This is a genomic window from Pseudomonas sp. P1.8 (assembly GCF_001269805.1).
Lineage (GTDB): Bacteria > Pseudomonadota > Gammaproteobacteria > Pseudomonadales > Pseudomonadaceae > Aquipseudomonas.
Window position 1 is genome coordinate 369,864 of record NZ_LHVM01000013.1, and the last position, 13,804, is coordinate 383,667.

10 protein-coding genes and 2 pseudogenes are annotated in these 13,804 nt (G+C 58.5%); 6 read left to right on the plus strand and 6 right to left on the minus strand.

From position 1 onward, the window contains the following. The first annotated feature begins 4 nt into the window (after positions 1-4). Entirely contained in the window at positions 5-718 is a 714-nt protein-coding gene (locus tag AD668_RS12425) for an NAD(P)H-dependent oxidoreductase (RefSeq protein ID WP_053159078.1), read from the plus strand. A 138-nt stretch (positions 719-856) separates the two neighbouring features. Next, on the plus strand, positions 857-1,312 hold the full coding sequence (locus tag AD668_RS12430; RefSeq protein WP_053159079.1) for a hypothetical protein: 456 nt from the start codon (positions 857-859) through the stop codon (positions 1,310-1,312). Positions 1,313-1,827: 515 nt separating this feature from the next. On the opposite strand, the gene AD668_RS12435 is transcribed toward AD668_RS12430, so the two are convergent. Then, positions 1,828-3,486, minus strand: coding sequence for an arylsulfatase (locus AD668_RS12435; protein ID WP_053159081.1), 1,659 nt, complete (start codon positions 3,484-3,486; stop codon positions 1,828-1,830). A gap of 422 nt (positions 3,487-3,908) precedes the next feature. On the opposite strand from AD668_RS12435, the gene AD668_RS28760 reads away from it, so the two are divergent. Beyond that, positions 3,909-4,409: a GNAT family N-acetyltransferase gene (locus AD668_RS28760; protein ID WP_082344460.1), complete on the plus strand. Its 501-nt coding sequence runs from the start codon at positions 3,909-3,911 to the stop codon at positions 4,407-4,409. A gap of 13 nt (positions 4,410-4,422) precedes the next feature. Here AD668_RS28760 and AD668_RS12445 read toward each other — a convergent pair whose 3' ends face one another. The 4 genes and pseudogenes from AD668_RS12445 to AD668_RS12455 form a co-directional block, all read right to left on the minus strand. Beyond that, on the minus strand, positions 4,423-5,745 hold the full coding sequence (locus AD668_RS12445; RefSeq protein ID WP_053159085.1) for a DUF1329 domain-containing protein: 1,323 nt from the start codon (positions 5,743-5,745) through the stop codon (positions 4,423-4,425). 209 nt (positions 5,746-5,954) lie between these two features. Then, a pseudogene (locus tag AD668_RS30340) lies at positions 5,955-6,929 on the minus strand (methyl-accepting chemotaxis protein); the annotation flags it as partial. Between the two features lie 288 nt (positions 6,930-7,217). Further along, positions 7,218-7,520 (minus strand): annotated as a pseudogene (locus AD668_RS30345) (PAS domain-containing protein); the annotation flags it as partial. A 240-nt stretch (positions 7,521-7,760) separates the two neighbouring features. Next, a complete protein-coding gene (locus AD668_RS12455) occupies positions 7,761-8,201 on the minus strand; it encodes a TspO/MBR family protein (protein ID WP_053159089.1) in 441 nt (146 codons plus the stop codon). A gap of 309 nt (positions 8,202-8,510) precedes the next feature. Here AD668_RS12455 and AD668_RS29905 point away from each other — a divergent pair, with 309 nt between their 5' ends. Next, complete coding sequence (locus AD668_RS29905; RefSeq protein WP_053159091.1) at positions 8,511-8,795, plus strand: hypothetical protein; 285 nt, start codon at positions 8,511-8,513, stop codon at positions 8,793-8,795. A gap of 48 nt (positions 8,796-8,843) precedes the next feature. Here AD668_RS29905 and AD668_RS12465 read toward each other — a convergent pair whose 3' ends face one another. Then, positions 8,844-10,181 carry an MFS transporter gene (locus AD668_RS12465; protein ID WP_053159849.1) on the minus strand — a complete coding sequence of 446 codons (1,338 nt, stop codon included), beginning with the start codon at positions 10,179-10,181 and terminating at the stop codon, positions 8,844-8,846. A 288-nt stretch (positions 10,182-10,469) separates the two neighbouring features. Between AD668_RS12465 and AD668_RS12470 the strand changes: the two genes are divergently transcribed. Continuing rightward, positions 10,470-13,340, plus strand: a complete 2,871-nt coding sequence (locus tag AD668_RS12470) for an EAL domain-containing protein (protein ID WP_053159093.1) — start codon at positions 10,470-10,472, stop codon at positions 13,338-13,340. A gap of 167 nt (positions 13,341-13,507) precedes the next feature. Beyond that, on the plus strand, positions 13,508-13,771 hold the full coding sequence (locus tag AD668_RS12475) for a hypothetical protein (protein ID WP_053159095.1): 264 nt from the start codon (positions 13,508-13,510) through the stop codon (positions 13,769-13,771). Positions 13,772-13,804 lie beyond the last annotated feature (33 nt).

Sequence of the window (13,804 nt, forward strand, 5' to 3'; positions counted from 1 at the left end):
CACCATGAAAGTACTGATCGTCCACGCTCACCCGGAGCCGCAATCCTTCACCGCCGCCCTGCGGGACCAGGCCGTCGCCACCCTTGAAGCCCAGGGCCACGAAGTGCAGGTCAGCGACCTGTACAAAATGAACTGGAACCCGGTGGCCAGCGACGCGGACTTCTCGTCGCGGGAAAACCCCGAGTACCTGGTCTACGCCCTGGAACAACGCCTGGGCGTGAAAAGCCAATCGCTGGCGGCGGACATCCAGGCTGAACTCGACAAACTGCTGTGGGCCGATCTGCTGATCCTCAACTTCCCGATCTTCTGGTTCTCCGCGCCGGCCATGCTCAAGGGCTGGATCGACCGGGTGCTGGTGTCCGGCATCTGCTATGGCGGCAAGCGTTTTTACGATCAGGGCGGTCTGGCCGGCAAGAAAGCGCTGGTCACCGTGACACTGGGCGGGCGCGAACACATGTTTGGCGAAGGCGCGATTCATGGGCCGTTGGAGGACATGTTGCGCCCGATCCTGCGCGGAACGCTGGCCTATGTCGGGTTCGACGTGCTGGAACCGTTCGTGGCCTGGCATGTGCCGTACATCAGTGAAGAAGCGCGCAAGGGCTTTCTGGAGGATTACAGCCTGCGCTTGCAGCACCTGAGCGACGATCAGCCGCTGGTGTTCCCGAAACTGTCGCAATTTGACGAGCAGTTGTACCCGAAGCCGGGCGTCGAAGCCTGATCGACGGGGCGGAGGGGGTGTAGCGGTGAACTACACTTTACTGGTGTTTCACCCGATCGTCGGCGACGCGCATTGTCGCTCGCCGTCCGCCACTGAACCCAGGGCTTTGCACGTGTGGCAGGCCTGACGGAGGTCAACATGAAAAGGTTTTCGCCGGTTAGCCTGTGCATCGCATTGTCACTTTTGAGTGCCCCTGGATGGGCCCAGACGGTGGTTCCGATGAAGGGGCAGAGTTCGCAGCAAACGCAGACGGATATGACCGAATGCCAGAACATCGCCAACAGTCAGAGTACATCGACGTCTTCGTCTTCATCAGGCGGACGGGCCAAGGGGGCGGCGGCGGGGGCGGCAGCCGGTGCCGTGGCGTCGGGCGTGCGCAGCAATCAGCACGAAGAGTTTGATGACCGTGTCGACAGCGATGTGAAACAGGACATACGCCAGGACCGTTCCAAGGAGGCTGCTGCGGCCGGCATGGTTGTCGGTGGCTCACGCCAGCGTCAGGACCGCCGCGAAGAGGAAAAGACCACAGCGGCGAATACCACGACGGCCTACAACAGCTGTTTGCAGGGCAAGGGGTATCAGATCAATCCTTGAAGCGGTACAGGTTGCACCCCTGTTCCCCGTGGGAGCGGGCTTGCCCGCGATGACGTCCTGTCAGGCGACTTCAATTGCGCCTGACACACCGCCATCGCGGGCAAGCCCGCTCCCACAGTTTTTTGTGTTTGGGATATCTTCTTCAATCTGGGCTATAGGTGTGTTTAAGGGTTGTAGGACGTTACTTCTCGCAAGCTACAACACCTCGCGTCATTGCCTACAGCTACGCCGGAATCCGCCGGCTTGTGCGCCTTGAAGCCAGGCTCTATCGTTTGCCGGTCGTTGAGAAACAGCAGCGATCGGGTTTGGTAGCCCGGGTTTTACAAGGTTCAGCACGTCACTGCTTGCAGCGTTTTTCTGCTCTGCTACATGGTGGCCATGCACAGGGCGTCCTTGGGCGCGCCGGTTTCCTTGTCCCGGTCTACCAACCTGCGTATGGCCACCGCCCTACGTTTCGACCCAGGCTCGATGTTTGAGCGTGACGACCCCGTGCAGGGCCGTCACTGCGAAGGTGCCTAGTTGCCAGCGGGCAATGACAGGTTGATGCCGTCTTTTTTCAGAGCGTCACGCAGGTACTGGAATTTCTGGTACTGCGACAACTCGATTGGCCCGTCGTAACCCATGCTTTGCAGTTTGCGTGGCGGATAATCGACATAGGTTTTCATCAGTTTGATGATCGCGGCAGAGATCGGCACCATCGTCCAGGTGCGCTCGGTGAAGTTGTTCATGAACAGGTCATAGCGCTCTTGCGGGTCTTGCCACAAGTCAAAGACCTGAGGCACCACCGCCACATATTTTTCTGCGCCTTTCCATCCCAGATTAGTGTCCACAGCGAGGCCACCGGTCTGCGCGCCATTATCACCGCGCAAGTTGAACACGGCCTTGTAGTTTCCGACACGGGCCGCACCCGGAGACAGTTCGTTCTCTGTGAAGTAGAACCACTCCTTGCGTGGAGACGGGCCACTGCCGGTGAGCACCGGTGTCATGTCGTAACTGTCGAAGATGATTGGCTGACCTTCGCGATCTTTTTCCGGCAGTTTCACCCCGGCAACGGCAGCGAACGTCGCCATCAGGTCCAGGCCACCGAGGATCTCGTGGTTTTTCGTGTCCGGTTTGATCTTGTCGGGCCAGACGGCGATGGCCGGAACCCGGTTGCCGCCTTCACGCACGGTGCCCTTGGTGCCGCGGAACGGGGTGTAGCCGGCATCCGGATAAACGTCCTGCCAGGCGCCGTTGTCCGTGGTGTAAACCACTAACGTGTTCTTATCCAGACCCAGTGCTTTGAGCTTGTCCATGATGCGCCCAATGTGGGTGTCGAGTTCGACGACAGAGTCGGCGTATTTGGACTTGGACATGGACTTGTGAATGAACTCCGGTGCCGGCATGTTCGGTTGGTGCACTTTCATGAAGTTGACGTTGATGAAGAACGGTTTGTCGGATTTGGCGGCCGTGTCGAGAAACTCCAGGGTGGCTTTTTCAACGTAGTTATCAAAGAACGGAATGCCAACCACGCCTGGCTTGCCATCCACGACAGGCGTGTCGACGTACTGACCGTTGACCTTGAATTCTTCGACGGGTTTTTCACCCGCCTTGCCGGACAATGCGCCTTTGGTCACCTTTTGAAACATCTCACGGGTTTCCGGATCCATGTCCGGGAACCAGGTCGGGTCGGCGTAGGTGTAAGCGTTGAGGTGATAAAGGCCGACGTATTTCATCACGTCATAGCCTTGTGCGTTGGGCAGTGCGTAATCGGCTTCGCCCAAATGCCATTTACCGGTGAAGTAGGTGTCGTAGCCAGCGGTTTTCAACACCGAAGCCAACGTCCATTCGGCGGCCGGCAAGCCGCCGCCCTGACCCTGAAAGGCCACGGTGGTCATTCCGCTGCGGTTGGGGATGCGCCCGGTCTGCATGGCAGCCCGGCCTGGCGTGCAACTGGGCTGGGCGTAAAAGGAATGGAAGGTGACGCCTTGGGCGGCCAGTTGATCAATGCTGGGGGTCGGCATGCCGCGCCCGACACCGCCACCGTAAGGCCCCAGGTCACCGTAGCCGGTGTCATCGGAAACAATGAACAGGATATTGGTTTTTTCGGTTTGTGCCGCTTGGGTCATACCGTTGAGTGCCAACAGGAGTGAATAGGCAACGTAAAGCCTGGAGCGATGCGGGAGTCGTTGCATGACGGCCTTCCTTTATCGGTGTCGATCCCGGGTGTTGCCTCTCTCAATCGAGTCTGCAACGACCAGGATCCTGGTGAGTTACCCCCCAAACCTGTGCCCGGAGAGCGCAAGGAGAACAACTAACCCGACAACAGAACTCCCGTTCGCTCATCAAGAGGCCCGTTCTAGCCTAGTTTGCTTATTCACCTTGCGCGGGGCCAGGGCGCAGATTTCAATGTCGCTCGTCGCTTTGTGGTGCAGTGAAGGGTTATCGTCAGGTTTTCAGCGTGATTTACTTCGTTGCTTGTGCGACATCGCCGCAGGCATTGACAACTTCCAGCAGTGGATCAGTTGCCTGATGGCGCTATTGGCTAGCGCATTCATGCAGCCCTGCGAGACGAATCAAATAAAGCCACCGCTTGTAAACACAAGGAATGTGCAAAATGAATTCATTCAGGGTTCGCGAACTGGAACGGGCCGATGCCCAAGCGCTGTTGGCATTCGAAGTGCTTAATCGCCAATGGTTCGAATCACATATCGATGCGCGCGATCCCTCTTTCTACTCATTGCCGGGAGTTGCCGAACATATTGATGATTATTTGTCTGGTTTGGCGGTCGGTCGCTGGCACCCCTTTGTTCTCGAAGATGCCAATGAACGAATAGTGGGTCGCGCCAATTTGAAATGCATCGACCCCTTGCAGGGCAGTGCCGAAGTGGGCTATCGGATTGATCAAAGTGTTTGCGGCCAGGGTCTTGCGACACTGGCGCTTGAACATTTGATCCGGGAGGCAAGGGGGCGCTGGGAACTAACGCAGCTGGTGGCTTATGTCTATGCGCAAAACGCGGGCTCCAGAAAAGTACTCGATCGGTGCGGCTTCGTGCTTGAACAACCGTCTTGTAGCGACAAGACGGTGGGCGAATACCGATTCGTTCTTTCTCTCTAGATAGGTGTCCGCCTCAGCGAATGCCGGCACCCGCCATGGATTCCGGCACCCACTGCGCCGTCGATAGCGGCGCGATGTAGTGAATGCCGCCATGGGGGCCGACTACGCCGTTGATGTTGTAGGTGCCCTGGGAAAGGTCGTAGGTCATGAACGGGGTGGCATCCGGGACCTGCTCGTCATAGCTCTGGCTGAGAAAAGCGAAGGAGCCACGGTAAAGTTGTCCCTTGGTGTCGTATTGATCGGAGGCCACAGCGGCCCAGGTGTCTTCATCCAGGTAAAAGCGGCGTTTCTGGTAGATGTGTTTTGCACCGGGCTTGAGGTTGCCCTCCACCACGTAGACGCGGTGTTTTTCCCAGCGCACGAAGTCCGGGGAAAGGTAATTGGGGGTGGTCAGCGACTTGGCATCGCGGGCATAGGTCAGTTTGTAGGTGTTGTAGGGCACGATCATTTCCTGCTTGCCCACCAGGGTCCAGTCATACAGTTCGAGTGCACGGGCAGTTCCCGGGTTCGGCGTGTCGTAGGCCAGGATCGAAATCTGTTTGACCCGGCGCTGGGCCGGCATGTACTGCCAGGCGCGACCAGGACGTTGCAGCGGGTTGGTGGCGTTCTTGAGCATGACCGACTCGCCGGCTCGCCGCGCAGGTCCGGTATAGGACAGCTTCAACTGGTAATAGATGTCGGAGTTGTTGATCGGCTTCGACATGTTCTCGTAGATCGGGAACGAGACAAATGCTTCGCCGGTAACCGCCAGGCTCGCCACACCCGCCGAGTCGACACTCCACGAATCGTATTTGGAGCGGATGTTGACGCCTTGATAACGCAGCAGGAAATTCCACATCGCCTCGGCGCCCGATTGCGGGATCGGGAACGGCACGCCGGGCAAGACATTATCGAAAGCTATCCCGCCACTGAGGGATTTGGCGCCGGTGGCATTCTTGCGGCTGTTTTCCAGTACCGCCTCCGGCAGCGATGCTGTGCGATGGGTCGGGTAAACGTCGATGCGGTAGCCGGGGAAACGCTTGGCCAATGCAACGGTGGTGGCCGTCAGCATGCCAGCGTACTGATCAACGTTCTTGCCATTGATTACCAGCAGGGGTTTCTCCGCTGCGTAAGGATCCGGGCGCATGCTGTCACCGGTCTTGAAACCGGCCGGGGCAGTGGTCAGGCCACCGCTGTAAGGCGGGATTGAACCGTCGGCGTTACCGGCCTTTTCAGCGCCAACCAGCGTCAGGCTGGCGCCCAGTTCGGCGGCTTCCCGACTCGAGACCAGGGCCTGTGCATCAAGGGCCAGGGTCGAGAGCAGTGACGCAGCCAAAAGACTTTTCACGAATTTCATATTGTTATTCTCCTGCTTGGCGTACCAAACAACGCGTGACTCAGGCGGAGTTTTTTTAGTACTGCCATTAAAACGCCCGCTGGTGGGAGGCGCTTTACATTTGACGACAGACGCTTGGCTATCAATGACAGACCCAAATTTTTGCGAGGGGCATTCGGCTGCCTGACTCAGACAGCCGAATGCGCGGGGAGGGAGGGTGAAGCGTTAGGCTATCGGCTGAAACGCTCGGCCAGGCCGTGCAGGTAATCGGCCATTGCTTCAAGTTCCTTGCTGATCGCGGCGCCTTGCTGGGCCTGACCGGCGCTGTGATCGCACAACTGGGCGATACGGGTGATCTGTTGGTTGATGTCTTCAGTCACGTGGCTTTGCTCTTCTGATGCCGACGCCATTTGCTGGCTCATATCGGTAATGCGGCTGACGGCTTGACTGATGCCGACCAGGGCTGTCTGTACCGCCTCGACACGCTGCATGCTTTCGCGGGAAATCTGCTCACCCTTGCTGGCTGAGGAAACGGCGCGATCAACACCGACATGCAGTGAACTGATGATGCCGTGGATCTGCTCGGTCGACGTGCGAGTGCGTTGCGCCAGGGAGCGCACCTCGTCGGCAACCACGGCGAAACCTCGGCCTTGCTCACCCGCCCGGGCCGCCTCGATCGCCGCATTGAGCGCCAGCAGGTTGGTCTGTTCGGCAATGGATGTGATGACGTCGACGACGGTGCCGATTGACTGCGTCTCGCTGGCCAATGTGTTGACTGCCTGACCGATGTCATTGACGGCTTCGTTCATGGCTTCCATCGCGTGCAGGCTTTGCTGGGCCAACTGGCTGCCATCTTTCGTCAACTGGTCGGCTTCGGAGGCGGCATGCGCGGTACTGATGACGTTTTGAGTCACCTGTTGAACGGTTGCCGCCATTTGCGAGATGGCCGCAGCGGACTGATCCGTTTCATTGCGCTGGCGATCCAGCGATTGCGCTTGTGAACCGGAGAGTTCGGAGGACTGTGCTGCCTGGGACTTCACATTGACCACCGCGTCGACGAGACGGGTCAAGGCGGTCTGCAAGCGCGCTTCCTCACTCAGCATGGCCATGTCCAGTCGACCCTGGGGGCCGTGGTTGTCGCTGTAGGTCAGCGCGACCAAGGGATCGGAAAAGGCTTTCGGGTGTTCGGCCAGGGTGCGCTCGATGGCGCTGCGGTGTCGGGATTCGATCAGGTACCAGGCAACACTGAGGCTCGCCACCAGAATCCCCTGAGCCGCGGTGCCTGGGAGCCAGTGCCCCGCCAACAGCGAAACCCCGCCTGCCATCAGTAATGGCCAGGCGTTTTTCAGTGGCCGCAAAATCCGTGCACTCCGGGCAACGATCGGCTTGCCGGCCCGCATCCTCGCATAGAGTGCCGAGGCGCGACGTACCTGGTCGCGACTGGGCACGGAGCGCACCGACTCGTAACCACTCATGCGGCCGTTTTCATAGATAGGGGTGACGTAGGCACTGACCCAATAGAAATCGCCATTCTTCGAGCGATTTTTCACAATCCCCATCCAGGGTTTGCCTTGCTTGATGGTGTGCCACATATGCAGGAATACCCCGGGTGGCATATCGGGGTGTCGAACCAGGTTGTGGGTCTGACCGACCAGCTCGTCGTAAGTGAAACCGCTGATATCGACAAATGAGTCGTTGCAATAAGTGATTCGGCTATCGAGATCGGTCGTGGAGATCAAGCGTTGGTCGGCGGGGAAGCTTCTTTCATGCTCGGTTACAGGCAAATTCACACGCATAGAGTGCGATTCCTTTTCGGATTATTAGTATCAGTCAGAGCATGTAAATCAGAACCGGTAGAGCGGCTGAATCGACTACGAATAACCCCGCCGTGGGTACTCGCAGCCGATGGATTCCTGCAGTGCTGGCTAACGCCGATCAGCCCGGTCCCGATACTGCTGGCGACTTCGTTCTACGCGGATTTCGGCAATGTCAACGATGCTTTCGACGACAATTGCTTTTCATTTCATGACATTGTGTCAGCGGTTATTACACAGGATGGAGAAGTTCAGCGCGGCGGCTACGCACAGCCACACAAGGTAAGGAAACAGAATCAAACCGGTGATCACGTCAATCTTCAAAGCCATCACCACCATGGCCGCGACCACAAGCCACAGCATCGAGAGGATTAGCATGCCTGCGAAAATTCGCTGTGCGCCGAAGAACACCGGGGTCCACAGCGTATTCAGCGCAATCTGCGCCGCCCATAACGCCAGCACCGCCTGACTTCCCGGTAGCAGGGTCAACCGGTAACCGGCCCAGGCGAGCAACAGATAGATAATCGACCAGGCGACCGGAAACGCCCACTTGGGGGGGGTGAAACCAGGTTTGACGAGAGATTCGTACCACGGGCCCGGTTTGAAAATCAGACCTGTGCTTGCCGCGGCAGCGCAGGCCAGTAGAAAAATCATAAACGTCATCGCTTGTCCTTCGCTGTAATCAGCGCTTGGTGGTCTCAAAGAGAGGACGCTTGTTGAAGCGAAAAGTTTGGATGGAGGGATGAGATACCTCACGTCAGCGAGTCGCCAGTGCCTGGGGGTGATGGTGGCCCGCAATAAGCATGGCAAAAGGACTTCAACTGCTCTGCGTACATTGGCGTGAATGCAATGACGCTGAGGAAACAGTAAGCGAACTGGTTGGTGGGCACTAGACGGGAGAATCGGCAAGGGTTCATGAGGTTTGTTCATTAGTCGGTCCTCGCCCTCCTTCCTGTCCGGAAAGCGCCCGCCATGAACCTTCCTTCGAACAGCACTAATTATGCGGCGGCACTGCGGACGATGAGCTGGGCGACATTAGGTGCACTGACCTATCCACTTTATTTGTTGCATCAAATGACTGGCTTCATGATTTTCAATGTTGCCTATCCGGCGGTGAGTCCACATGTACTGCTTTGGGGCACCATCGCCTTGATGGTGAGTGCGTCTTATCTGGTCCATAAAAAACATAGAGCTTCCCGTTGCCAGGCGGATAAAAAACTGCCTTCGCTTTCCTTCAGCCGTGTCAGGGCTCAATAGCCGGGGTGAAGCGCTTGCATTGCTCCACCGCCCCGGCTTGTTTGCGTTTCAGGCCGCAGCCTTCATGCCCACGCCTTTCTCCTGCGTCGGAATATCATGCAGCGAAATCCTTGAAGTCTCCGGCAAGGCCAGTCCACCCGCCAGCGCGAGCAATGCAACCGCAATCAGATAGAACGCTGGCGACAAGTTGCTGCCGGTGGTGCTGATCAGCCACGTCGCCACCAGCGGTGCGGTACCGCCGAAAAGGGTGTACGCCATGTTGTAGGTGATCGCCGACGCGGTGTACCGGGTGCGGGTGGGGAAGGTTTCAGAGAGCAACGCGGCCGTGACCACGCCACACAACACTGCGCCGACCGCCAGGAGCATCACGCCGATGATGGACGCTGCGAACGAGCCGGAACTGGCCATCAAAAACGATGGATACACGACCAGGATCAACAGCACACACGCCGTCATGACCGTGATTCGACGCCCGACCCGGTCTGAGTACAGCCCGGCCAGCGGGCAAATGGCGGCAGCGAACAGCAAGGCAATCAATGACACCAGCAGCGCCGTCGCACGACTCAGGCCACCCGCGACTTGCAGGTAGGTCGCGAAGTAGGTGGTGAACATATAAAACGAAAGCGCCGTGAGTGACACAAAGGCGCCCAGGCAACAGATCGCCGCACCATGGTTGCGCAAGGTTTCCTTGAGCGGCGAGTGGGCGACTGCATGTTCCTGTTTCACCGCCTGGAAGGCCGGTGTTTCATCCAGCTTCCAGCGCAGGTAAAGCCCCACCAGACCCAGCGGGGCAGCAATCAGGAATGGCAGGCGCCAGCCCCAGCTGCCCATCGCTTCGGCCGATAATGAAGCCTCCAGTGCGTAGGCCACCACGGCTGCCGCAGCGAACGCGGAAAAGGTCGACACCGGGATGAAACTGCCATACCAGGCACGTTTATCACTGGGTGCATGCTCCATCAAATACGCACAGGCCCCCGCGTATTCGCCCCCGGCGGAAAAACCCTGGGCGCAACGGATCAGCGACAGAAGAATCGGCGCCATGACCCCGATCGCAGCATAAGTGGGCAGCAAACCGATCAGGGTCGTTGCACCCGCCATCAGCAAAATCGTCATCGCCAGGGTTCGCTTGCGGCCGATCCGGTCGCCCAGCATGCCGAAGAAAATCCCGCCTAGAGGCCGAAACGCAAACGCCACGGCGAACACTGCAAAGGTCTTCAGCAGTGCGGCACTGGCATCGCCGCTGGGGAAAAATTGCTGGGCAATGGTCGTGGCCAGGAAACCATAGACGGCGAAATCGAACCATTCGACGAAGTTGCCGATGCCGGCCGCTACAATCACTCTTCTCAACGTACTCGGGCTGACTTGTTCTGTCGTTGCATTCGTCATGCTGATCCTCGACTGTTCGTCCATAAGTCTTCGATTATCGGGGCAGGGGCCAGGACGGTTCACTTCAGAAGTGTCATCCACATAGCCAGTACCGACTTCATGTCGATGAAACAGGCATGATTCGCGCCAAAACCGTGAGACGAGTGCCGCTGTACCGGTCACGGAAGAGACACCAAAGTGAATAAAATTATTGAAAAAAACCGCTATACGCTTTAAACGGGAAGCTCGCCGGCTCATTGCTAGCAACTATTGAAGAAAGCATCGCCGGTTTTGGCTCAGGGAGCGCTGATGAGTTTTAGTACGTTGACCGACTTCCCGCGGCAATCAAACGACTGCGACGGTGTCGGTACGATCTGCGCAGGCAACGACGATACGATCGAACAATTGCTCGATTCAGCGCGCAACTGGGCCCACACCACCGCCTGGGCGTTTTATCGTGCCGGTGAACAGATGCATTGCGTCGGCCAGGGCGACCCTCTTGTCCAGTGGCCCGCAAACATTGCAAATGAGCAGTTCGCAACCTTTTGTTCGACCCGTCGCTTGCACGGCTGGCCGACCGGTAAGGGCGAAAGTGTGTTGGGCTGGCTGCTCGCGCCAGTCCATGATGCCGACGAGCCGGCGCTCGCCGACTTCGCCCGACGCCTGGGCATGCAGATACAGACCAATACCCTTGCCCGTGCGCAGATCACCCAGCGGGTGCTGTATGAAATCACTTACCTGGCCAGTTCGACTCGCGACCGCTCAGTGTTTCTGGTGGGGGTTCACCGGCTTCTGGCCAGCCTGATCGACGCCGAGAACTTCTATCTCGCGCTGTATGACCCGCACAGTGGCAAGATCGACTACCCGTACTACGTCGACATCATTGACGTCGATGCCCTGGAGTCGGAGAACTACGAATACCTTGTCCCTTCACGCCTGTCGTTGACGGGCCAGGTGTTGACCACTGGCCAGCCATTGCTGATCGACGCCGCCGGGATTCTCGCGGCGCAGGCCGAGGGGCGTTTCTACTGCGTGGGGGATCGCCCCGAGTTCTGGATGGGCGCGCCGTTGAAAAACGCCTCGGACGAGGTGTTTGGCATGCTGGCGATGCAGGTCTACGACGTTTCCCGTACCTACAGCGCCGAGGACCGCGCGCTGTTTCTGGTGGTGGCCCGGCACGTGGCCATGGCGCTGGACCGGATTCTGCACCGCGAGGACCTGGAAGCCACAGTGATGCGTCGCACCCTGGAGCTGTCGGCGCTCAATGATGCATTGCGCCAGGAAGTCGCCGAACGCGAGCGTGCCGAGCATTTGCAAAGCGCGCTGTTTCAGATTGCCGAACTGTCGAGCCAGCCCGGCGACATGGCCGAGCTGTTTCACACCTTGCATGGCATCGTCGGCGATCTGCTGTTCGCGCAGAACTTCTACATTGCACTGTTCGACGACGCGACCGGCGAAGTGACCTTTCCGTATTATGTCGATGAGCGGCAGACGATCTGTCCTGCGGCACGACGTGGACGACGGGGTTTGACCGAGTACGTTATCCGTCAGCGCCGACCCTGCCTGATAGACGCAAGCGAAGCTGAACGATTGTCTGCGCAGGGTGAAATCGAACTGGCCCATGAGTCGGTCCGATCCCATTCCTGGCTGGGCATTCCCTTGTTCGATGGCGATGTCGTGCGTGGCGTGCTGGCAGTGCAAAGCTATACCGCGCAGGTGTGCTACACCCAGCGTGACCAGGAACTGCTGACGTTCGTGTCGCGGCACATCGACACCGCCTTGTCGCGGCGCACGGCCGCCGAAGCGATTCATGTCGCCAATCTCAAACTCGAAGCCCGGGTGCAGAGCCGAACCCGCGAGCTCGATCACGCCAATGCCAAGTTGCAACACGAAAACTCCCACGATGCGCTGACCCGGCTACCGAATCGCACCTATCTGCAACAGCGCCTTAATCTGGCCTGGTCGCGGTTCGGTAGCGAAGGCGGGCACCTGGCCGTAATGTTCATCGATCTCGACCGCTTCAAAATGGTCAATGACAGCCTTGGCCATCATTTTGGCGACCTGCTGTTGATGGAGGCTGCCCAGCGTTTGCGCGGGTGTCTGCGTGACACCGACATGTTGGCGCGCCTGGGGGGGGATGAGTTTTCGGTGCTGGCTCCCGAGGCGCCGCTGGAGGTGATGATCGAAATCGCCGAACGGATTCTGGTCGCGTTTGATCTGCCGTTTTTCATCAATGGCTATGAAGTTTTTTCGTCCTGCAGCATCGGTATTGTCAGTGCCGACAGTCAGTTTCATCACGAGCCCGCTGACCTGTTGCGCGATGCCGATGCCGCGATGTACCGGGTCAAGAGTGCCGGGCGCGACAGCTATGCGGTGTTCAATCAGGAAGTGCGCCGTGAAGTCTCGGACCAGGTGGAGCGTGAGGGCGCCTTGCGTAATGCGCTCAAACGGACGGATGAACTGCTGCCGTATTTTCAGCCCATTGTCAGCGTCGAAACCGGTGAACTCATGGCCCTGGAAGCGCTGATTCGCTGGCATCAGCCGGGTGGCCGGGTGATCGAACCTGGCGAGTTTCTGCCGGATGTAGAGGGCTTGCGCCTGATCGGTCGGCTGGACCTGTACATGCTCACCAGCATTGCCGTGATCCTCGCACAACCGGAACACGCCGATTGGCCTGCCGTGCACATCAATTGCTCCAGTTACAGCATGACGCGCCCGGATTTCGCCAGTGAGGTGCTGGCGCTGTTGGACCGGCACGGGGTCGCGCCGTCGCGGATCTGCCTGGAATTGACCGAAGGTGCGTTGGTGGCAGAGCCCGCCATCGCCCGATTGACCATGCAGCAATTGGCCGACAACGGCATGTCGGTGGTGCTCGATGATTTTGGGGCCGGGTTTTCATCCCTCAGCTATGTGCATCAATACCGCTTCAGCGGCTTGAAGATCGACAAGTCGTTCATCCTCGAATTGACCACCAGTGCTCGCAGCCGCGCAATCGTCCGGGCGATTGTGCGGATGGCCGAATCGCTGGACCTGAGCGTGGTCGCCGAAGGCGTCGAGGATCAAGCGACGCTGGACCTGCTGCGTGAAATGGGTGCCGGGCAGGCCCAGGGTTTTTACTTTTCCAGGCCGATGGGGCTTGAGACGTTGTTGGCCAGTGCGCTGTTGAATCCCCAGGGTTGAATGTTTCGCGACCGGCGGGAAGCGACTTTCTTGTGGGACCGCTCAGGTCGACCTATCGTTAAATCCCTGAAGTCATACAGTTGCAGGCGCGAGCTCGCTCCTGCAAAAAACAATCAGCATTGTCCACGGGGCATGAGGTGATTGATTGCTCCGCACGGAGGTAAATCATGATTCGCAAGTTATATCTGACAGCCCTGGCCGCACTGGCCATTGCAGCGGGCGGCAGCGGGTTGTCGACGCTGGCCTACGCGACCGATCAGGCTGACCAGCGACAAGAGTCGCGCGATACCAAGCAGGAAGGGCGCGACGCGGCCCGAGAGGTCAAGGAAGAGTGCAAGGAGGGCGATGAAAAGAGTCGCAACGACTGCCGTCAGGACAAGCGCGACACCAAACAGGACAATCGTGACACCGCGCGAGACATCAAGTATTAACGTTCTGTATCCAGCCCCCCGCACCTCGCGGGG